General features: G+C 64.6%; 11 protein-coding genes. 4 read left to right on the top strand and 7 right to left on the bottom strand.

Going from position 1 to position 22009, the window contains the following annotated elements; genetic code table 11:
• Positions 1-100 precede the first annotated feature (100 nt).
• Together FJ527_RS06870 and FJ527_RS06865 are read left to right on the top strand one after the other, a co-directional pair.
• The gene (locus FJ527_RS06870; protein WP_140615516.1) at positions 101-382 is read left to right on the top strand and encodes a DUF1778 domain-containing protein; all 282 of its coding nucleotides are present in this window, start codon (positions 101-103) and stop codon (positions 380-382) included.
• Complete coding sequence (locus FJ527_RS06865) at positions 382-867, top strand: GNAT family N-acetyltransferase (RefSeq protein WP_015317124.1); 486 nt, start codon at positions 382-384, stop codon at positions 865-867. The genes FJ527_RS06870 and FJ527_RS06865 overlap by 1 nt, the downstream gene beginning before the upstream one ends.
• Positions 868-911: 44 nt before the next feature.
• On the opposite strand, the gene FJ527_RS06860 is transcribed toward FJ527_RS06865, so the two are convergent.
• From FJ527_RS06860 to FJ527_RS06825, 7 genes are all read right to left on the bottom strand, one after another.
• Entirely contained in the window at positions 912-1952 is a 1041-nt protein-coding gene (locus tag FJ527_RS06860) for a sulfate/molybdate ABC transporter ATP-binding protein (protein WP_015317125.1), read from the bottom strand.
• A 12-nt stretch (positions 1953-1964) separates the two neighbouring features.
• Positions 1965-2849 carry a sulfate ABC transporter permease subunit CysW gene (gene cysW, locus FJ527_RS06855; protein WP_015317126.1) on the bottom strand — a complete coding sequence of 295 codons (885 nt, stop codon included), beginning with the start codon at positions 2847-2849 and terminating at the stop codon, positions 1965-1967.
• The gene (cysT, locus tag FJ527_RS06850) at positions 2842-3693 is read right to left on the bottom strand and encodes a sulfate ABC transporter permease subunit CysT (protein WP_015317127.1); all 852 of its coding nucleotides are present in this window, start codon (positions 3691-3693) and stop codon (positions 2842-2844) included. Before cysT ends, cysW begins: the two co-directional genes overlap by 8 nt.
• A gap of 22 nt (positions 3694-3715) precedes the next feature.
• Positions 3716-4744, bottom strand: a complete 1029-nt coding sequence (locus FJ527_RS06845; RefSeq protein ID WP_140822338.1) for a sulfate ABC transporter substrate-binding protein — start codon at positions 4742-4744, stop codon at positions 3716-3718.
• Between the two features lie 235 nt (positions 4745-4979).
• Positions 4980-5702, bottom strand: coding sequence for a M15 family metallopeptidase (locus FJ527_RS06840; protein WP_140822336.1), 723 nt, complete (start codon positions 5700-5702; stop codon positions 4980-4982).
• 18 nt (positions 5703-5720) lie between these two features.
• The gene (gene pbpC, locus FJ527_RS06835) at positions 5721-7811 is read right to left on the bottom strand and encodes a penicillin-binding protein 1C (protein ID WP_246677689.1); all 2091 of its coding nucleotides are present in this window, start codon (positions 7809-7811) and stop codon (positions 5721-5723) included.
• Between the two features lie 212 nt (positions 7812-8023).
• The gene (locus FJ527_RS06825; protein ID WP_140822332.1) at positions 8024-13504 is read right to left on the bottom strand and encodes an alpha-2-macroglobulin family protein; all 5481 of its coding nucleotides are present in this window, start codon (positions 13502-13504) and stop codon (positions 8024-8026) included.
• 280 nt (positions 13505-13784) lie between these two features.
• Between FJ527_RS06825 and FJ527_RS06820 the strand changes: the two genes are divergently transcribed.
• Together FJ527_RS06820 and FJ527_RS06815 are read left to right on the top strand one after the other, a co-directional pair.
• Entirely contained in the window at positions 13785-15713 is a 1929-nt protein-coding gene (locus FJ527_RS06820; RefSeq protein WP_140822330.1) for an autotransporter assembly complex family protein, read from the top strand.
• A gap of 2 nt (positions 15714-15715) precedes the next feature.
• Complete coding sequence (locus tag FJ527_RS06815) at positions 15716-21772, top strand: translocation/assembly module TamB domain-containing protein (protein WP_140822328.1); 6057 nt, start codon at positions 15716-15718, stop codon at positions 21770-21772.
• Positions 21773-22009: the final 237 nt, after the last annotated feature.

Here is a 22009-nt window from a genome sequence, read left to right as displayed (position 1 = left end):
CATATTGGAGCTCGGTTCACGTCAACCTTTTCCCAATGGAAAGGACAAATAGATACACATTGTGTATGCGGCATGTTATGGTGAAGGAAAGGAGCCCACCATGGCGAAAGCCGCAGCCGAAACTCACGCTAAGCCTGTCAATCTGCGCATTCGCGAGGATATGCGCATACTGATTGACCGCGCCGCGAAGCTACGCGGGAAAACCCGTTCCGATTTCATGATCGATGCCGCCTACCGCGCTGCCGAGGATACGCTGCTCGACCAAACACTGATCAAGGTGGATGCCCAGAGTTACCGGCACTATCTCGACATCCTCGATGAACCGCCAAGCGGGGAAGGTTTTGCGCGTCTTATGAACGTGCCCAAGCCATGGCAGGACTGATGCTGTCGGCGCCCACGCCGCTGGCCGAGAACCACGATCTCGAACTTTTCCAAAGCGGAACGGAAAGTCTCGACCAATGGCTTCGCCGCCGCGCACGGGCCAACCAGGTCAGTGGCGCATCTCGTACTTATGTGGTCGCGGAAGGCACACGCGTTGTCGGCTACTACTGCCTGTCTTCGGGCGGGCTTGACCTGGCGGAAGCGCCCGGCATTGTTCGGCGCAACATGCCGGATCCCATTCCAATGGTCGTGCTCGGGCGTCTCGCGGTGGACACAGGCTGGCAAGGGAAGGGACCGGGTGCAGCGCTTCTGCAAGATGCCGTCCTGCGCGCCGGTCAAGCCGCGACGATCCTCGGGATACGCGGAATTTTTGTTCATGCGATATCGGACGAAGCGAAAGCCTTTTATGAGCGCCATGGCTTTGCGGCTTCCCCGAAAAATCCCATGACATTGGTGCTGTCGTTGAAAGGCCTGGTGAAAGGGTAGGCGGCCGCCCTCGACCGGGATAGGGATTGACGGCGGTCCTATCGCTACGCAGCCGGAAACAGCTTCCAGCGCCCCGGCCGGAACGCCACGCGGCTCTTCTGTGCCGCTGGATGATCGACCGGCAGTTCGATCTCGACCCGCTGGCGTTCGCCGCCGATCTCGAGCTCGACGCGCCTTGTGCCGGCGACGCGGCGGCTGGCGGCCACGGTGCCGGCGATGCAGCCGCTGCAGCCGTCCAGCAGTTCGACGTCATGCGGCCGGAAGTAGAGCATCGCGTCGCCCTCGGGCGCATGCGGCGCCGACAATCCGATCGGACGGTCGGCCAGCCAGATCTCGCCATTCTCGACCTTGACGGGAAGGGAGCTGGATTCACCGATGAAGCCGTAGACGAAAGGCGAGTTCGGCGTGTCGTAGATGTCGTCGGCGGTGCCGACCTGTTCGATGCGCCCCTGGCTCATCACCACGACGCGGTCGGCAAGCTCCAAAGCCTCTTCCTGGTCGTGGGTCACGAAGACGGTGGTGTGGCCGGTGCGGTCATGGATTTCGCGCAGCCAGCGACGCAGTTCCCGGCGCACCTGCGCATCGAGCGCGCCGAACGGCTCGTCGAGCAGCAGCACCTTGGGTTCGATGGCCATGGCGCGGGCGAGCGCCACACGCTGGCGCTGGCCGCCCGAAAGCTGCGCCGGATAGCGCTTCTCCAGCCCTGAAAGCTGGACAAGATCGAGAAGCTCGGAGGCGCGGCGGCGGATTTCGGGGGTCGACGGCCGCGTCGGCCCGTGCCGCACCTTGAGGCCGAAGCCGATATTGTCGGCCACCGTCATGTGGCGGAACAGCGCGTAGTGCTGGAAGACGAAGCCTACGTTGCGCTCCTGGATCGATTTCTGCGAAGCGTCCTCGTCACCAAAGAAGATTTTCCCACGCGTCGGGCGCTCCAGTCCGGCGATCAGCCTGAGCAGCGTCGTCTTGCCGGAGCCGGACGGTCCGAGCAGCGCGATCAGTTCGCCCGACTTGATGTCGAGCGAGACATCGTGGAGCGCCGGAAACCGCTCGAACTCCTTGCGCACGTTGGCAACGCGAACTTCCATGCAATGAACCTTCTAATGTCCGCGCGTCGCGGCGAGTTCGGCGCCGTAGCGCATCTCGAGCAGTGTTTTCAAGACCAGCGTGACGAGCGCCAGCCCGGCAAGCAAGGAAGCAACGGCAAAGGCGCCGACGGCGTTGTACTCGTTGTAGAGGATTTCGACATGCAGCGGCATGGTGTTGGTCAGGCCGCGTATGTGGCCCGACACCACCGAAACCGCGCCGAACTCGCCCATGGCGCGCGCATTGCACAAAAGGACGCCGTAGAGCAGGCCCCATTTGACGTTAGGCAAGGTCACGTACCAGAAGGCCTGCCAGCCATTGGCGCCAAGCGACAGCGCCGCCTCCTCGTCGCCATTGCCCTGTTCCTGCATGAGCGGAATAAGTTCGCGGGCGACGAAGGGGAAGGTGACAAAGACGGTGGCCAGCACAATGCCCGGCACGGCGAACAGGATCTGGATGCCATGTGCCTTCAGCCACTCGCCGAGCAACCCTTGAGCACCGAAGAGAAGCACGTAGACCAGACCCGAAATGACCGGCGAGACCGAGAAGGGCAGGTCGATCAGCGTGGTCAGGAAGGCCTTGCCCTTGAACTCGAACTTGGCGATCGCCCAGGCGGCCGAGATGCCGAAGACGATGTTGAGCGGGACCGAGATCGCGGCCACCAGCAAGGTCAGGCGGATCGCCGAACGCGTGTCGGCATCGCTTAGCGATTGCAGGTAGGTGCCAACGCCTTTGGCGAAAGCTTCCTTGAAAACGATGATCAGCGGCAGCAGCAGGAAGACGGCGAGAAAGACGAAGACGATGGCCATCAGCACGGCGCGTGCCGGCCGGCTCTCGGTCACCGCCGCCGAGCGGCTCTCATGATACGGTTCGTATGATTTGATCTCGGGATCAGCCATAGCGCTTGCGGCTCCATGTCTGCACCAGATTGACGATCAACAGCATGATGAACGACAGCGCCAGCATGATCGCGGCGATCGCGGTCGCCGCCGGGTAATTGTATTCCTCGAGCCGGATGACGATCAGAAGCGGCGCGATCTCGGATTTGTAAGGCAGGTTGCCGGCGATGAAGATGACCGAGCCGTATTCGCCGACGCCGCGCGCGAAGGCCAGCGAGAAGCCCGTGATGATGGCCGGCGCCAGGCCGGGAAAGAGCACGCGGGTGATGATCTGGAAGCGGCTGGCGCCGAGGGTGGCGGCGGCTTCCTCCACTTCCTTGTCGATCTCTTCCATGATCGGCTGCACGGTTCGCACGACGAAGGGCAGGCCGATGAAGATCAGCGCAATGACGATGCCGAGCGGCGTGTAGGCGACCTTGATGCCGAGCGGCATCAGCAATTTGCCGATCCAGCCATTCGGCGCGTAGAGCGTGGTCAGCGCGATGCCGGCCACAGCCGTCGGCAGGGCGAAGGGCAGGTCGACCATGGCGTCGACGATGCGGCGGCCCGGAAAACGGTAGCGCACCAGCACCCAGGCGACGAGCGTGCCGAAGACGACATTGACGACAGCCGCGATGAACGCCGTGCCGAAGCTGATTCGAAGGGCGTTGATCGTGCGGCGATCGGTGGCGATGGCCCAGAAATCGACCCAGCCGAGAGCGGCCGAACGCCAGATCAGCCCGGATAGGGGGATGAGGATGATGAGGGTGAGGTAGGCAAGCGAGAAGCCGAGCGTCAATCCGAAACCCGGAATGACGCTCGGCTGTCTGAACCGCCACCCCGCCCGCGCGGGTGCTGTGGTCATGTCGTCCCGATCTAGGTTTAGCTCACTGGGCCGGCTTGTAGATCTGGTCGAATATACCACCGTCGCCGAAATGATAAGGCTGCGCTTTCTTCCAGCCGCCGAAAAGCGGATCGTCGATGGTGATCAGCTTGATCGGCGGCAGCTTGGCGAGATCCTGGGGCGGAACCAGTTCGGGCTTGGACGGCCTATAATGGTTCTTGGCGATGATGGTCTGGCCTTCCTTGGAATAGAGGTAGCTCAGATAGGCCTCGGCCACCTTGCGTGTGCCCTTGGCGTCGACATTGGCGTCGACCACGGCCACCGGTGGCTCGGCCAGGATGGAGGTCGGCGGATAAACGATGTCGAAATTGTCGGCGCCGAACTCGTCGAGCGCCAGATAGGCGTCGTTTTCCCAGGCGATCAGCACGTCACCCAGGCCTTTTTGCGCGAAGGTCACGGTCGAGCCGCGCGCACCGGTGTCGAGCACGGGAGCATTGGCGTAGAGCTTGCCGACGAAGTCCTTGGTCTTGGCTTCATCGCCGCCGTCATTGGCGTTGGCATAGGCCCAGGCCGCGAGATAGTTCCAGCGTGCGCCGCCCGAGGTTTTGGGGTTGGGCGTGATCACCTGGACGCCGTCCTTGACGAGGTCGTTCCAGTCGTGGATGCCCTTGGGATTGCCCTTGCGGACAAGGAAGATGATCGTCGAGGTGTAGGGCGCCGAATTGTTTTCGAATTTGGTGCGCCAGTCTGGATTGATCTTCTTTGACTTGGAGACGATAGCGTTGATGTCGCCTTCGAGCGCCAGCGTCACCACATCGGCGTCGAGGCCGTCGATCACCGCGCGGGCCTGGGCACCTGATCCGCCATGCGACTGCTGGATGGTCACCGTCTCCCCGGTCTCCGTCTTCCAATGCGCGGCGAAGGCCTCGTCATAGGCCTTGTAGAGCTCGCGCGTCGGATCGTAGGACACATTGAGAATGGTGGTGTCGGCAAACGCGGAACCGAGCGTGCCGAACTGGATAGATGTGGCGACCAGTGCGCCGAGCAGTTTCCTGAAATGAGGTTTGGTCATTTCTGCCTCCGTTGAACCCGCCAAATCTAGCGAATTGATAGAAATAAGATGCATTGAATGTTGCCTTTTTTGTCCTCCTGAAGAAAATCTTCGGCGACCTGTCGCTGTTATGAGAAATATTTTCCTCGCGGTTGCTCCGCGCCGGAGTCGGCCCACCTCCGGCCTATCTAGGGATGCGCGGTTGCCGGGCAAGGCTGGTTGGGCAAGGCTGGTTGGGCAAGGCTGGTTGGGCAAGTTACTCGGCGGTCACCGGGAAATCGAAGCGCTGCTTTCGAAACGGCTCCCGGGCCAGCGCAAAATGCCACCATTCGCGCGCGTAGTTCTTGAACCTGCCAGCACGCATGGCATCGACGAGCAGCTTTCGGTTTGCCGCAGCTTTGGCGCCGAGCGTGCGACGCGCGGTCTCGCTCATCGGGTCGAAACAATCGAAGCCGGTGCCGAAATCGAGGGTGTCGGCATCGATCGCGCCGCAGGCCGGTTTCGGCACGGGCGTACTGTCGACAGGCGCGATGGCAACATCGACGGTCGAGCCGCGCGAATGACTGGACAGTTCGCCGACATAGCCCTTGGCGATGAGATCGCCACGCTTGACCTTCGGATACCATTGCGGGTCCGGCGGTCCACCCGCGGCCGTCCATTCACCCATGTCGGCAACGGCGCGGGCAGGGCGATAGCAGTCGAAGACGACCAGCGTCAGGCCTCTGGTGGCGATCGCCCGCTGGACTCTGGAAAGTGCCTCGGCGGCCTCCCGGGTCAAAATGCAGACCGGCGCGTCATAGCCATTCACCTTGCGGTGCAGAAAATTGTCGGCGTTGGCGTAGCGAATGTCCTGGCGGATCGATGGGGCGACATCGGCGAGGCGAACGAAACCCGCGGGGAGGGGATCGGCACGCACCGGCAGGGCCGAGCCGGCAATCATCAGCGCACAAAAGCCAATGCGCTGAATCGCCTGGCGCATTCTATTCAAGGATCGCTTTCACTGGACGAAGACCTTCACACTGGCAGCCCGTCCTGCGGCGTCGATGACGGTGAGCGTCGAATAGCCCGCGCCGTCGGGCAGCCAGGTCGCGGTGCGGCGGCGGTCGAGGCCGATGAGGGGCTTGCCATTGGCCAGCCAGCGGAACGGGGCGCGGCCGCCCTGCAATTTCAGCACCAGCGGCGAGGCGTCGGCCGAGTTGATGGCGAGATCGACGCGGGCGCCGTCCGGCGGGAAGATGATGCTCGGTGCCGGTTCGGTCGGCGTCGCCTGCACCAGGCCATCCGCGCCGGCGCCGAAGCGGGCAAGCGTCACAGGCAGGTCCTCGCGCTTGGGTGTGAAGGCACCGGGCGGTTTGCCTGGCAGCGGTACGGTGGCGAGGCCGGAGCGGACAAAGCCTTCGAACAGGATCGGGGCGGCCGAGACATAGCCGGAGAGGCCCGGCACCGCGCCGGCATCGGGCCTGCCGACCCAGACGCCCAGCACATAGCGGCCATCGAAGCCCACCGACCAGGCGTCGCGGTAGCCGTAGGAGGTTCCGGTCTTGTAGGCGATGCCGCGCTGCAAGGCACCTTCCGGCGGTTTTACTCCGGAGAGGATGTCGATGATCTGCCAATTGGCCTGGTCGCTGAGGATGGTGGTGGTCGAACTCACGGCATTGGCCGGTTCGGTGCCGTCGCGCAGCGAGTGCGTCTTGCCGCCATTGGCGAGCCCGGTATAGAGCTGGACGAGGTCGCGCAGCGTGACGCCGACGCCACCAAGCCCGATGGCCAGCCCCGGCGCCTCATTGACCGGCAGGATCGGGTTGACGCCCGCCTGGCGGAAGCGTGCCGTCAGCCGCGCCGGACCGACCGCGTCGAGCACCCGGATCGCCGGCACGTTGAGCGACAATTGCAACGCCTGGCGGATCGAGACATCGCCCTGATAGCCCATGTCGAAATTCTTGGGTCTGTAGCCGCTGAAATCGACCGGGCTGTCCTCGATCAGCGTCTCCTGCGCCACCAGTCCCTGTTCGAAGGCGAGGCCATAGATGAACGGCTTCAGCGTCGAGCCGGGCGAGCGCACGACCTTGGTCATGTCGATCCAGCCGGAACGGCTGGAATCGAAGAAATTGGCCGAGCCGACTTCGCCCAGAATGTCGCCGGTGCGGGCATCGGCCAGGACCATGGCGACCGACAGACGCGGCCCGAGCCTGGTGGCGGCGTCGCGGGCCACCTGCTCCAGTCCCTGCTGGACGCTTTTGCGAATCGTCAGCTTGAGCGGCTGGCCGGGGACGGCCTTGGGCAGCATCGCGTAAGAGGCATGCGGGGCGAGCGCCGGCAAGCGCCGGCGCAGGCCCAACACATCGTCAAGCGCCGCGCGTGCCGCCTCGCGTTCGCCGATCAGGCCTGATGAGACCATGCGGGTGAGCACACGGTCGCGAGCTGCGTGGGCGATCTGCAGGTTGCGGTCAGGGCGGCGTTTTTCCGGCAGTTGCGGGAGGGCCACCAGAAGCGCGGCTTCGGAAACGGTGAGCCGATTTGGCTCCTTGCCGAAATAGGCGAGCGAAGCGGCGCGCACGCCCTCCAGATTGCCGCCATAGGGCGCCAGTGTGAGATAGCGTTCGAGGATCTCGCGCTTCGACAACCGCCGCTCGATCTGGACGGCGCGCAGCATCTGCTTGATCTTGGAGCCGAGGCTGCGGCTCTCGCGTGGCTCGATCAGGCGGGCAAGCTGCATCGACAGGGTCGAGCCGCCGGAGACGATGTGGCCGCTGGTTGCGAACTGGCCGGCGGCGCGCGCCAGCGCCAGCACGTCGATCCCCTCATGGTCCCAGAAGCGCTTGTCCTCATAGGTGACCAGCATGTCGACGAACTGCTTGTCGATCTGGTCGAGCCGGGTTTCCAGCCGCCAGTAGCCGTCCGGTGTGGCAAAGGCGCGCAACAGCTGGCCGTCGCGGTCCTGGACTTCCGTGGAGACGGTGAGCCTTTCAGGAAGCGGGGGCGGGAAGGCGCGGTCGAGTTGCCAGAGGGCGGCGGCGGCAATCGTGAAGAAGGCGGCAAGGGAGGCAACTGCGATGGCAGCGCGACGGAGGAGTTTCTTGGAAAGCATGGTGCCGCCCCTCATCCGGCTGCCGCCACCTTCTCCCCGTTTAGTGACGGGGAGAAGGGAGCTGTGGCATGCATTGGCGCCTTTCCTGCGACGTTTAAAGCTGGCGAAAGCTTTGGTGCAGGCTTCTTTCTCCCCGTCTCTATACGGGGAGAAATGCCCGGCAGGGCAATGAGGGGCGGCGCGAACCTCACGTTCATTTCCGCCAAGGCACCTTACGGTGCCTTGATCTCCATCATGCCGGTAGCTGTACGGGCCGAATATTGCGGCCGGTACATGTCCTCCACCGTTGCCGCCGGATGGGCATAGGTGCCCGGCGTCACGGCGCGCACGACATAGGCAAGCGTCAGATTGTGGTCGTGGTCGCCATCGGCCGGGTTGAATGCCGCAACGAAGCGATCGTCGCGGAATTCCAGATGCGCGGCGTCGGTCTGTGCCAGCCAGGAGAAGTTCGTCAACTGGGCGCTGGAGACCAGGCCTGGATTGTCGATCTCGAAGCCGGCCGGCAACAGGTCGGTGACCAGCAGGCGCGACGGCCAGCTGTTCTGCTCGGTGACCTTGAGCACGACGACATAGCGTTCGTTCTGGGTTGCCTCGGTCACATTGGCTTCAGTGCCGTCGAGCTTGTAGTAGGTGCGGCTGATGGTGAAGCCGTCACCGCCGGCCGGCAAGGGCTGGATCGGCGACGCCACGGTGGTGACGACGGCCTGCAGCGGGGTCTTGCCGGTGTTGGCGATTTCGAGCGGGCTGTCGACCAGTTCGGAGCCGTTGACCTGGTTGGAATAGCCGCCGGAATGCGGCGCGCCATTGACGGTGAGCGCGATGGAGTCGTTGCCCTCCTTCAGCGCGCGCGCCGCCAGCAGCATCCAGGAATCGTCCTGGGTGCTGGTCCAGCGGGCTTCGGCGCGTTCCCTGGTCACCAGTTTGATCAGCTCGGGCACGATGGTCGATACCGGCTTCGATTCCACCGCCAGCGACAGCATCGCCGCGCCGTCACGCAGCGCCGAACCGTAGTCGGAGCGGTACCAGTCGTAGTCCGTGCTCGACTTGGCGAGTTGCAGCGCGGTCTTGAACGTCGCCTCCGAACGCTGCGTGTCGCCGTAGAGCGCCAGGCTCGCCGCCAGTTGGGCAACGGCCATCGGGCTCGAGAAGGCTTCGAGCTGGGTGTCGGCGTAATAGCGCAGATCGCCGATCGAGGCCTTTTTGTTGCGGGCGAGCACATAGAGGGCGTAGGCGACCTCGCTGCCGCGGTCCTGTACGCTCTGATCGTAGCCGAGCGAGTTCTGCAGGTTGTTGAGGGCCTGGTTCATCGCCAGAGCCGGCACGTCGTATTTCTGCTCCCGCGCCCTGGTCAGGAATTCGCTGACATAGGCGTCGAGCCACAGGTCGCCGGAGCCCGGGCCCCACAGGCCGAAGCTGCCGCTCGATGACTGGTAGCTCAGGACCTTGTAGATCGCGTCCTGGACGCGGCCGTGCAGGTCAGGGTCGCTTTCCATGCCGACGCCGGATGCCATCTCGTTGACATAGAGAAGCGGCATGGCGCGGCTGGTGGTCTGCTCGGCGCAGCCATAGGGGTAGCGATCAAGCGTCATCAGCAGCGAGGGCACGTCGAAGGCTGCCGCCTGCGAAACGCCGACACTGACCGAAGCGCCGTCGAGCAGGCTGGCCGCCAAGAGTTCCTTGTCGACGCGCAGCGCGCCGCCATTGCCCTTGAGGTCGACCACAAGGCGCGTGGTGACCGGCAATTGCGCCGGGCGCACCGGCACATAGAGCGTCTGCTCGACCTTGGTGCCGTCGGCGTGCGCCAGCTTGATGGTGAGCGAGGCATTGCCCGCCGTGCTGGCGATCAGCGGCACGGTCAGCGTCTGGCGCTTGCCCTGGGCGAGCGTCAGCTTCTGAGGCAGGGACTTGTCGCCGGTCGACAGGTCGCCCGTCGTATCGATCGACAGCGCGTAGTCGCCGGCCGGGCCGTCGGTGTCGGCCACGTCGAGGCGCATGACGGCGTTGTCGCCAGGCGCCAGGAAGCGCGGCAGGCCGGCGGTAATCACTATGGGATCGCGCACGATCACGTCCGCCTGGGCATGGCCGACCGCTTCCTTGGTCCAGGCGACGGCCATGACGCGCACGGTGCCGTTGAACTGCGGGATATCGAAGTCGATCCGCGCCTTGCCGTCGGCATCGAGCTGGACAATGCCGGAGAAGAAGGCAACCAGCTTTTCGGTGGGCGGGCTGCCCTGCGCCTGCATATTGGCGCCGTCGCCGCCGGTCCGGAGCTTGCCGGTGGTGCCCAGCGAGCCATCGATCAGGCGGCCGTAGATGTCGCGGATCTCCATGCCCAGCATGCGCTGGCCGAAGAACCAGTTCTCCGGATCCGGCGCCTTGTAGTTGGTCAGGTTGAGGATGCCGACATCGACGGCGGCAACCATGACATAGGCGTTCGTGCCCGGCTGCACGCCGGCCACTGAAACCGGGATCGACAGCTGCTGGCGCGGCACGGTCTTGTCGGGCGGCGTCAGCGTGATGGCAAGCTTCTTGGCGGCCGGATCGACCGTCAGCCATTTCACGCCGATGGCGCGGGCCGGCATGCGCGTTTCCTGCGCATCGCCCGGCCGGAACAGGGTTGCCGTGACATAGGCGCCGGCACCCCAATCGTCACCGACGGGGATATCGACGGTGCCGCCGCCTGCCGGTACGGTCGCCGTGATGGTCTTCAACAGCTTGTCGGAACCGATGTTGATCAGAAGTTCGCCGGCAAAATGCGGCGAGATTTTCAGCTTCGCCACTTCGCCCGCGGCATAATTGTCCTTGTCGAGGGCGATCTCAAGGCCATCAGGCGTTTCGGTGGTCGTCGAGGCGACATACCAGCCGGCGTCGAACTCGTAGCTGGTCGCCGGCCCCTCGGGATCGGATGTCTCGACCTCGAGCCGGTACTGGCCCCAATCGACCGGCACGGAGACGGTTGCGTCGCCGTCGGCGCCGAGGTCGACCTGGCCGTTGGAAATCGACTTGGTGAAGGAGACCGGCTCGTAGTTCCAGGAGTTGTTGGAGCGGTACCACTGGTAATTGCGTTCGACCTTGACCAGTGTCCATTGCGCGCCTTTCAGCGCCTCGCGCTTGCCGTTGGGATCGACGGCGATCAGGCTGAACTTGGCGGTGCCGCCCTGCGGCACTTCGCCATCGGCGAAGTCCGGTCGGATGCCGATCATATGGCCTTGCGGGCGGATGCCGATGTTGAGCGAGCGCTCGATGGCGCGGCCGCCGGTTTCGCGCATGCGCACCGTCACCTTGCCGTCGACCAACTTGGTGGTCGAGGGCAACTGGTCGACGGTAACAGGGAAGGTCGCCTTGCCGTCATCGCCGACCACCGGGAGGTCGGTGAGCGGCGTGACCGTCGGCTCCGCCGACTGCTCGTCGGCGAGGCCGAAGGAAAAGTTGGGAAAGCGGTCCCAGTCACGAGAGGTCGACAGCGTCAACTCCCCTTCCAGCGCAAGGCCCGCCGCCGGCGCGCCATAGAGGAAGCGGCCGTCGATGTCGATGTTGGCGGTTTCGCCCCGCGCAATCTCCTGCTTGTCGGCTTTCATGTCGAATTCGATGCGATCCGGCACGAAGTCCTCGACCAGGAACATCTGGCTGGCCACCGCCGGCTGCTTGGGATCGGTGTGGATCGACACCGACCATGTGCCGCGCATGGCGTTGGGTTCGAGCGGCAGGTCGACGGCATGGCCGCCGGCCGAGGCGCCGTCACTGACGATGCGGCGGTCCTCGACGCCATCGGGGCGCGAGAAGATGAAGGTCAGCGGCAGGTTCTCGACCGCCTTGCTCGCACCATCGCGGGCAAGGGCGGCGACATGGACGTCCTCGCCGGCGCGGTAGATGCCGCGCTCGGTCCAGGCATAGACGTCGAGCGCGCCTGGTGCCGCGCGTCCGGTGACGCCACGGTCGGACAGGTCGAAGCCGGCCTTGGCCATGTCGAGGAAGACGAAATCATTATCGCCCTGCTTGGCCATCAGCACGGCCGGCACCATGCCGCCGTCACCGCGCGTCAGGCCGGGGTTGAAGACGGCGTGGCCGTCGGCATCCGACGTCGCGGTGCCGAGAACCTCGTTGTTCCTGGCAACCAGCGTCAGTTCGGCGCCGGCAATCGGCTTGGCGCTGCCCAGCGAACGGGCAAAGACATTGAGCCCGTCCTGGCCGGTATAGGTCGACAGGCCGATGTCGGAAACGACGAACCACTGCGTGGCCAGCGAACCGTAGTCGTCGCTCTTGTCGTTGACGGGCTGCGCGGTCAGCACATAGACGCCGGGCTTGCGCTGCGGCAGCGCTTCGTCGACCGGGAAGGAGGTGGTGACTTCCTTGTTAAGGTCGTTGCCGATGTCGAGTTGGCCCTGCCAGACCGGTGCGCCCATCTGCTCGGAAATGTTGGAGATGTCATAGCCGTCGAGCTGGTGCAGGAACTGGTAGCCCGACAGAAGCTGCGCCAGCGAACGGTCGCCGATGCGGTAGAGCTTCATTTCGGCGGCGTTCATGTTGACGGTGACGACCGGGATGCCGCGGCGCGCGCCGGCCGGCAGCACGAAGCTGTCGCCGGTGAAGCGGGCGGACGGCGCGCGGTCCTGTACGTAGATCGACAGCACCACGGGGGCGGCGGTCACTTCGCCGATCGCCGCCGGCAGGCCGGCGCGGAAGGTGACGTCGTAATGCTGGCCATGCTCCAGGCCCTCGACGCAGATCTGCTTGTCCTTGGCCTCGACGCCCTTGGGCGGCGCGTTGTCGACGGTGACGAACTGCGCGTAGTCGACGCCGGTCTTGACCAGTTCCTCGGAGAATTGCGCGCAGATGCGCGGCGCGCTGGTGTCGGCATCGATGCTGTGATCGACAACGCGGAATCCTTTGCGGGCTTTCAGATCGGCATAGTCGGCCTGGACCGCGGGCGAGCTTTCCAGCGCAAGGCTGGCCTCATAGGCCTGCAGCGCCGGCCGGTAGAGATCGCGCTTGTCGAGACCGTTGCCGAGCAGCGCCAGCACTTCGGCGCGCGTCTTGGTGGTGCGCAGCAGCTTATAGGCGTTGAAGGCGGCCGACGTGCCGTTTGCCGGCAAAGTCGAGGCTTCGGAGGTGTTGGCGGCAGGCTGCACGGCCAGCGTTTCGCGCGCCAGCTTGAGCCAGAGCTGGCCATCGTCAGGCATGACCGAGACCGCGGCCTCGTATTTCTGCATGGCGGAGCGATGGTCGCCGGTCAACACGGCCTGTTCGGCGGCATTGGTCAGCGCCGCCATGCCCTCTGTCGGCTTGTCGAAGGCCGGGCCGAGCAGCTTGCTGCGGTATTGCTGGGCCTGGTCGGCCATCCAGTTGGGGAAGAAGGCGAGTTCTGGCGGGGCGCCGATATCGGGATCGCCGTCCATGTTGACGACCTTGCCGGCGACCGCGCCGGTGAAGGATTTCAACTGATTATAGTCGGATTTGAGAAAGCACCATTTTGCCTTGGTGTTGTAGGTGAAAGCGCGGCAGGCCGGATCGCCGAGGCATGTCGTCTTGCACTGGTCTAGCGTGACGTTCTGGTCGGACCGGAGATCGAAGCCGAAATAATCGGAATTGTCCGTCGTCGCGATCCGCCGGGCCTCGGCCGCTTGCGCGACGCTACCCCAGGCAAGGAAGAAAAGGACGAGAATCGACAGACCACGAGCCGCGCGCATTGCCATTACACCCTCCAGACAATTGCAGACGTCCGGGCATGATCAAGCTTCAGTCGGGCTTGTCAACGCGCGAACGCGGCAGGTGCCGCCTGCCAACGGTTTATTTTCCGGCCAAGGACCGGTATGCGGACAGTAACCTCCATGGGAAAGGGGATCACGCTTTCTTGCGGAAACGCAGAAGGTGTGAATTCCAAGCCCGTCCTATTTCAGACAATTGGATTGTGGCCCCTTTACGAGCGCTTCAGAACTTCATTCCAATTTTAGTTTTACGAACTAGGTTGTCTTAATGCCGGCGCATGAAGAGCAGATGTCAGGAGCGATCGCGCCAGGGCGCGTGCTTCCGCGCGCCCTGCTTTTGGCCATGATGTGCTCGATGGCGCTGCTTTGCGAATCGAGGCCCGCGGCCGCGTTCGAGCTTTTCGGCATCAAGCTGTGGGGATCGTCCAGCGACGAGGACGCCGACATTGTCGATCCCCTGCGCTATGCGGTGACCATCTCCGCGCCCGATGCCGACAAGGACCTGGTCAAGAAGCTCGAAAACGCCTCGGCGCTGAAAGGCGACGAGGACCGGCCGGTTTCGGGCTCGCTCGGGCTGATGGCCAAGGCACGCAGCGACCGTGAACAGCTGGTCGCCGCCCTTTATGCCGATGCCCGTTATGAAGGCGTCGTCACCCTCACCATCGACGGCAAGCCGCTCGACGAATTGCCGCCGGACGCCGAATTCAAGGGGCCGCAGCCCATTCCGGTGGCGATCGCCATCTCGGCCGGCCCCAAATTCACGCTCGGCAACATCAGGCTGGAAGGCGACGCGGCGGGGCTGATGAGCGCCGATTATGGGCTGATAGCAGGCGGCGACGCCGGATCGGGCGCTGTGCTCAAGGCCGAGGCGCTGATCGTGCGGACGCTGAAGGAGCAGGGCAGGCCGCTGGCCAAGGTGACCGACCGGCAGATCGTCGCCGACCATGCCACCTCGACGCTCGACGTGACGCTGACGGTCGCGGCCGGGCCGGTAGCCGGCTATGGCGCGACCACCGTGGAAGGCACCGAGAAGGTCGACCGCGACTTCACCGAATACATGACTGGGCTGAAGCGCGGCAAGCAGTACTCGCCGCAGGAAATCAGCGACGCGCGCGACAGGCTGCTGGCGCTCGAGGTGTTCAACAGTGTCACCTTCAAGGAAGCCGACAGGCTCGACGCCGACGGCAACATCCCGATCGGCGTCCAGGTCAGCGAGCGCAAGCCGCGTTATTTCGGGCTGGGCGGCACCTTCTCGAATACCGAGGGGCTTGGCCTGGAGGGCTACTGGGGCCATCGCAACCTGTTTGGCCGTGCCGAAAAGCTGCGCATCGACGGTGCCATCAGCGGCATCGGCAGCAACAATCTGTCCGAACTGAACTACAACGCCGGCATCATGTTCGAGAAACCCGGCGTCATCGGGCCGGCGTCGAAGTTTTTCGCCAGCGTCAAGACGGTGCTGGAACATCCCGACGCCTACGACCATTTCTCGGTCAAGGGCAGCACCGGTCTGTCCTATGAACTCGACAAGAAGCAGACCGTGTCAGCCGAGGTCGCGCTCGATTATTCGCGCATTCATGACGCCTTCGGCAAGCACAAATACCTGATCGCCAGCATTCCGCTGCAATATGTCTATGACAACAGAGACAACCGGCTCAATCCGACCACCGGCTTCCGTTTGCTGGCCTATGCCGAGCCGAGCTACGACATTTTGAGCGGTGCGGCCTTCCTCAAGCTGAAGGGCGAAGGGTCGGCCTATCAGTCGCTGGACACGGCCTCGAAATTCGTGCTGGCCGAACGGGTCGCCGTAGGCTCGATCGTCGGTACCGGGCTGCAGAACGTCCCGGCCGACCGGCGTTTTTATTCCGGCGGCGGCGGCTCGGTGCGCGGCTATGCCTATCAGGGCATCGGCCCGAAGGACTTCACCGGCCAGCCGATCGGCGGCCTGTCCTTCTTCGAGACTTCGGTCGAGATGCGCATCGCCGTCACCGACACGATCGGCATCGTGCCGTTCGTCGATGCCGGCACCGTGTCGACCAAGTCGGTTCCCAACTTCTCCGACGTCAAGGTCGGCGCCGGTGTCGGCCTGCGCTACGTCACGCCGTTTGGGCCGCTGCGCATCGATGCGGCCGTGCCGCTCAACCGCGACCCAGGTGATCCGCATTTCGGCATCTATGCCGGCATCGGACAGGCGTTCTGACGATGAAAACGGTCTGGCGCATCCTTCGCATTGTCCTTTACACGCTGCTGATCGTGGTCGCGGGTGCGATCGGCGCGCTGGTCGTGCTGACCAAGACCGAGCGCGGGCGCGACAACCTCGCCGGCATCATTTCGCGGCTGGCTTCAAGCGACGACCGCAAGGTCACCGTCAGCGGCATCAACGGCATCTGGTCGGGTAATCTCAGCGTCGACCATGTCGTGCTTGAGGACCGTGAGGGCGCCTGGCTGGTGGCGCGCAAGGTGGCCGTCGACTGGTCGCCGACGGCACTTCTGTCCAAAAGCTTCAGCGCCGATCGCATCGCCGCCGATCGCGTCGAACTGGCACGCCTGCCGGTGGCCGGTACGCAGCCGCCCGCGCAGAGCGGCACGACGACGCTGCCGGTCTCCATCGACATCAAGCAGATCGAGCTGCCGGAAATCGCGCTTGGCCAGCAACTGGCCGGCAGCGGCATCGCCGAGCTCGCGGCCAAGGGAATGCTCAAGGCCGATGCCGCGCCACTGGCGGTCCAGACGGTGCTCAATGTCACCCGTCACGACGGCAAACAGGGCAATGTCGACGCCAAGATCCATTTCGCACCCGCCGATAACAAGCTGGACCTCGACCTCAAGGCGTCGGAGCCGGCCGGCGGCATCATTGCCAACCTGCTCAAGCTGCCCGATGCACCACCAGTCGATATCGTGGTTTCGGGCAGTGGGCCGCTTGCCAACTGGAGCGGTGTCGGCACCTTCCTCGTCGACCATCGGATCGTCACCCAGCTCACCGGCCGTCACCAGCTCACCGACAAGGGCAATCATGTCGAAGCTAAGGGCGACGGCGATTTTGCGCGCTTCCTGCCGGAAAATCTGAAGCCCCTGTTTGCCGGCAAGACCAGCTTCGATGTCTCGGGCACCGCCACGTCGGCGGGCGGCATCAGCATCGACCGGGCCAGCATCGAGAGCGATGCGGTGCACGGCACCGCGTCCGGCATTGCCGATCCTGCCGGCGCCAGCGACCTGTCGGTCGAACTCGCTGCCAAGGGCGCGCCCGTGGTGATCAGCGTCGGCAGCAAGGCGCAGCCGATCACGCTCGCGATCAAGAACGCCACAGCGCGCGCCTTCGGCGATGGCAAGGCGCCGATCGTCGATATCGGCGCCTCCTTCGTTTCGATCGTCGCCGGCGGCACGCGGCTGGACGATCTGGCGGCGCAAATCCATTCCGATGGTTTCGATATCCAGAACCGCGCCGGCCCGGTTGCCGTCAAGCTGGAGGCGGCCGGCCTGAACACCGACGTCGCGACGTTGGCGCCGCTGATCACCGGCAAGGTCAATGTCGATCTGGCCGGTTCGATCAGCAAGGACGCCGTTATTGCCATCGATCAGGGTACGCTGCGCTCCGATGCGGTCAATGCCTCGCTGACGGCGACAGTGGCACTCGCCGACATGTCGATGCAGCTCAAAATGAATGCCGATGCCGTGGCGACCGCGTTTCCCCAGCAGATCGCCTCGGTACTCGGCGGGCGGGTGAAGTTCTCGGCCACGGCATCGCGCGATCCGCAGGGATCTTTCGCCGCGAATTCCATCGAACTCACTTCAGGATCGCTCAGCGCCAGCGGTACGGCCAGCATGCAAGGCACTGACATCCAGGCCGACATCAAGGGCAAATTGGGCGATGTCTCGGTGTTGTCGCCGACGGTCGGCGTGCCGGTTGCCGGCGGGGTCGATTTCGCGCTGTCGGCAACCGGCGCGATGACCGCGCCGGATTTCACCGTAACCGCCAACAGCGACAGCCTGACCGCTTCGGGCCGCACGGTGAAGGCCATCAAGCTGAGCGCGAGCGGCAAGGCCGACATAACGAGCCCTTCCGCAAACGTCTCGCTGACCGGCGCCGTCAACGACCAGCCGCTCGACATCAAGGCGGCCCTGGTGACCAGCGAGGGCAAGCGTTCGATCAACGGCTTCCTGGTGTCGCTGGGCGACAACAAGGTCTCGGGCGATCTGGCGCTCGACGACAAGTTCATGCCCCTGGGCACGCTGACGCTCGCCGCACCTGCCATCGACCAGTTGGCCGCGCTCGCCGGCCAGGCGGTGACCGGCGACATCAACGGCACCATCCTGTTCGCCAAGGACGGCGATGCACCGTCCATTGCCATCGATGCCAAGAGCACCTCGGTCGCGCGTGGCGAGGTGACGGCCAAAGCGATCGCCATCAATGCGCTCGTCGCCAATTATCTCAAGGCGCCGGCGATCTCGGGCACCATCAAGGCCGATGCGGTCACTTCGGGAAGCACGGAAATCAGCAGCATCGGCGTCGACCTCAAGCGCGACGGCGACTGGACCGATTTCACTGGTGGCGCGACCATAGCGGGCATTCCTGCGACCGCTGCCGGCCGGGTGAAGATCGCCGAGGGCACCACCAGCGTCGAAATCGCCTCGGGCGACGCCACCGTTCGTGGCATCAAGACGGTGATTGCCGTACCGTCGGCTCTGACCATCGCCGACGGTACGGCCAAGATCGAGAAGCTGGTGCTCGATATTGGCGGCGGCAAGGTGGCGCTGTCGGGCAGCGCTGGCGAGACGCTCGATCTGGCGGCGCAGGTCTCCGCCTTGCCGGCGGCGCTTGCCAATGCGTTTTCGCCTGGCCTGGATGCCACGGGAACGCTTGACGGTATCGCTGAAGTGAGCGGAGCGCCGGCAACTCCCGATATCCGGTTCAACGCGAAACTGGCCGGTGCCGAGACCAGTCAGACCCGCCAGGCAGGGCTCGGACCGCTCGCCGTCGATGCGGCCGGCAGCTACACGATCGCCGGCGGCGTCGCCCTCGACCATGCCACCCTGTCCGGCGACAAGGTCTCCGGGCAGGCCACAGGCACCATCAATCCGAACGGGGCGAGCGATTTTGCGATAGATCTGACCTCGTCGGGTCCCAGCCTGCCGCTGACGGTCGGCAGCGCCGAGAGCCCCGTCAAGATCGAGGTCCGATCAGTATCGGCTAAAATCGCGGGCGAAAGCACGCATGCCCGACTGGACCTTTCCGTGATCCTGCCCTCGGTCGTTACCAGCCCGGCGAAGGTGGACGGACTGACCTTGGCACTGCACTCGGACGCATTCGATCTCCGGAATCGCGCCGGGCCGGTTTCCGGAACGGTATCGGTGGACAAGGTTGGGCTCGACAATCCAACGATCGCGCCGCTTATCGCCGGCAAGGTCACGGCCGCGCTCAGCGCCCGGCTGAGCGCCGACACTGTGGCTATCGACAGCGGCTCGCTGAAAAGCGATGCGCTGAGCAGCCAGGTGGCCGGCCAGGTATCGCTGCGTGACGGTGCCATCGATCTCAACCTGAAGGCGGATGCGCCATCGTCGGCCTTGCCGGCGGCGGCGCGCGGCATGCTTGGCGACCGCGCCCAGATAAGCGCCATGCTGAAGCGCGAACCCAACGGCAATCTCCACATCGGTGGATTGAAGCTGGCTTCCGGCGCGCTGAGCGCCGACGGACAGGCAAGCCTTGCCGACAACAAAGTGACCGCCGATATCAGGGGGGCGCTGAGCGACATCTCGCCATTGTCGAAGGATGCCACGGGCGCCATCGCCTTCGCGCTGAGCGCGCAAGGGCCGGCCATGGCGCCCGACCTGTCGCTTACCGTCAACAGCGACAGACTGTCGGTGGCATCGCGCGAGATCACCGGATTGAAGCTCACGGCTACCGGCAAGGCCGATGCCGCCAATCCGGCGGCCAATGTCCAACTCACCGGCAATGTCGCCGGGCAGGCGCTGCAGGGGAGTGCCGTGCTGGCAACGGCGAACGGCAAGAGCGCCATCAACGGCCTGCTGCTGTCGCTGGGCAAGAACCGAATCTCGGGCGATCTGGCGCTGGACGACAAGTTCGTGCCTGAAGGCATCATTTCGCTCGACCTCCCCGACATCGGGCCGCTTGCCGCACTGGCACTGGAAAAGGCCGAAGGCGACGTTCGCGGCACGATCGCCTTCTCCAGGAATGGCGCGGCGCCGCAGGTCGCCATCAAGGCGACGACCGACTCGATCATACGCGGCGACCTGCAGGCGAAGGCCGTCTCGGTCGATGCGCTGATCGCCAATTATCTCGCCGCTCCCGTGATTTCAGGCAAGATCCGCGCCGACACCGTCACCTCGGGCGGTACGGTGATCAGCGGCATCAATGTCGATTTGAAGCGCGATGGCGACTGGACCGGCTTTTCCGGTGGAGCGACGGTCAAGGGCATTCCGGCGCAGGCGGCAGGCCGGGTGAAGGTAGCCAACGGGACGACCACCATCGAGCTTGCTTCAGGCCAGGCGACCGTCCAGGGCATCAAGGCGGCCATCGCCCAGGCCTCGACCGTCAGCATCGCCAATGGCACGACGACGTTGGACAGGCTGGTGCTCAACCTTGGCGGCGGCACCGCGACGGTGACCGGCAAGGTCGGGCAGGCGCTCGACATCAATGCGGTGCTGGCACGCGTGCCGATGTCGCTCGCCAACAGTTTTTCGCCCGGGCTCGATGCCGCGGGTTCCATTTCCGGCACGGTGAAGGTGACGGGCGCACCGGCGAGCCCCGCGGTTGCCTTCAACATAGACGCGGCCGGCGTGCAGACATCGCAGACCCGTGGCGCGGGCGTCGGCGCGGTGAGCGTTTCCTCATCCGGCACCTTTGCCGGCAACAAGCTGGCCTTCAACGCCAATATCAGCGACGGGGCCGGCCTTGGGCTCAAGGGCGGCGGCACGGTGACGACGGTGGGCACTCCGGCGCTGGCGCTCGACTTCAACGGTGCGGTGCCATTCGGCCTTCTCAGCGAGAAACTTGCCGCGCAGGGCTTGTCGCTGACCGGCAACGCCAACGTCAATGTCCAGGTGCGTGGTCCGGCGACATCTCCGGTGATCGGCGGCAGCGTCAAAACCTCCGGCGCGCGGCTGGTCGATGCACGCTCGGGCCTTGCCATCAACGATATCGCGGCCGATGTCTCGGTCGGCAATGGCGTTGCCAGGGTCAATCGGTTGACCGGAACCCTGTCGACGCGCGGCAGCCTGTCGGCCAGTGGCACGGTCGGCATCAATCCGGCGCAAGGATTCCCGGCCGACCTGTCGATCAAGCTCACGGACGGTCGTTATACGGACGGTCGCGTGGTGACCGCCAACCTTGGCGGCGACCTGACGATCAAGGGGCCGCTGACTTCGGCACCGGCGATTGCCGGCACCGTCAACCTGGCCAAGACCGTCATCACGGTCCCGGACAAATTGCCGGGCTCGCTCTCGGCGCTCGACGTCAAGCACAAGAATGCGCCGGGTCCGGTCAGGGCGCAGGACAAGGCGCTGCGCCCGGCGACGACCAGCGGCAAGAGCGGTGGCAGCGGCCTTGCACTCGACGTCACGGTCAACGCGCCGAACCAGATCTTCATCCAGGGCAGGGGTGTCGACGCCGAATTCGGTGGCTCGCTCAAGCTGACCGGCGCGGCCTCGTCGCCGCAAGCCGTCGGCACCTTCACCTTGCAGCGCGGCCGGCTGTCGATCCTTGGCAAGCGGCTGACCTTCACCGAAGGCACGGTCGGGTTCTCGGGTTCGCTGGTGCCTTACCTCAATCTGACGGCGACGACGACCACGACCGGCGCGACCGTCACCATCGTGGTGTCGGGCGAGGCGACCAATCCCAAATTCACCTTCAGTTCGGTGCCTGCGCTGCCGGAGGACGAGGTGCTGGCGCAGCTGATCTTCGGGCGGTCGATGTCGAACCTGTCGCCGCTGCAGATCGCACAGCTGGCCGAGGCCGCCGGACAATTGGCCGGCGTCGGCGGTTCGACGTCCCTTCTGGAAAACCTGCGCAGCGCCATCGGCGTCGACGATCTCGACGTGACCGCCGATGATAAGGGCGGCACGGCGGTCTCGGCCGGCAAGTATCTGAACGACCGCACCTATGTGACCATCCAGAAGGGCGACAAGCCGGGTTCCGGCAAGGCGACCATCGATCTCAATGTCGGGCGCGGCGTCAAATTGCGCGGCGAGGCGACGGACGCCGGCGAAGCCAAGGGCGGCGTCTTCTACGAGAAGGAATATTGAGGGCCTGGCCTTCATCCTGGCCGCAACTGGCGCTGTCGTAACCAGTGCGAATGTCTCAATTTAATTGCCCGAAGAGATTTTGGCGAAATCTGGGCGCACTAGCAATTTTGCGCCAAGACTGTCGCTATCACGCGAACTGCCCCCCTTCCAAAGTTGCACATTCGCTAACATGTTCCCAATCCATGCCGTCTTTGACATCATGGCCCGGATGCGGAATGTTAATCGGCGGAAAGCCAA

It is taken from the genome of Mesorhizobium sp. B2-4-18 (genome assembly GCF_006441385.1).
GTDB lineage: Bacteria > Pseudomonadota > Alphaproteobacteria > Rhizobiales > Rhizobiaceae > Mesorhizobium > Mesorhizobium australicum.
The sequence above is the reverse complement of the archived record's forward strand: the minus strand, read 5'-3'. Positions and strand labels throughout refer to the sequence as shown.

Bases quoted from the DNA above. Each gene is read 5' to 3' on its own strand.
- FJ527_RS06870 (WP_140615516.1), top strand. From the start codon at position 101: ATGGCGAAAGCCGCAGCCGAAACTCACGCTAAGCCTGTCAATCTGCGC.
- FJ527_RS06865 (WP_015317124.1), top strand. From the start codon at position 382: ATGCTGTCGGCGCCCACGCCGCTGGCCGAGAACCACGATCTCGAACTT.
- FJ527_RS06860 (WP_015317125.1), bottom strand. From the start codon at position 1,952: ATGGAAGTTCGCGTTGCCAACGTGCGCAAGGAGTTCGAGCGGTTTCCG.
- cysW (WP_015317126.1), bottom strand. From the start codon at position 2,849: ATGGCTGATCCCGAGATCAAATCATACGAACCGTATCATGAGAGCCGC.
- cysT (WP_015317127.1), bottom strand. From the start codon at position 3,693: ATGACCACAGCACCCGCGCGGGCGGGGTGGCGGTTCAGACAGCCGAGC.
- FJ527_RS06845 (WP_140822338.1), bottom strand. From the start codon at position 4,744: ATGACCAAACCTCATTTCAGGAAACTGCTCGGCGCACTGGTCGCCACA.
- FJ527_RS06840 (WP_140822336.1), bottom strand. From the start codon at position 5,702: ATGCGCCAGGCGATTCAGCGCATTGGCTTTTGTGCGCTGATGATTGCC.
- pbpC (WP_246677689.1), bottom strand. From the start codon at position 7,811: ATGCTTTCCAAGAAACTCCTCCGTCGCGCTGCCATCGCAGTTGCCTCC.
- FJ527_RS06825 (WP_140822332.1), bottom strand. From the start codon at position 13,504: ATGGCAATGCGCGCGGCTCGTGGTCTGTCGATTCTCGTCCTTTTCTTC.
- FJ527_RS06820 (WP_140822330.1), top strand. From the start codon at position 13,785: ATGCCGGCGCATGAAGAGCAGATGTCAGGAGCGATCGCGCCAGGGCGC.
- FJ527_RS06815 (WP_140822328.1), top strand. From the start codon at position 15,716: ATGAAAACGGTCTGGCGCATCCTTCGCATTGTCCTTTACACGCTGCTG.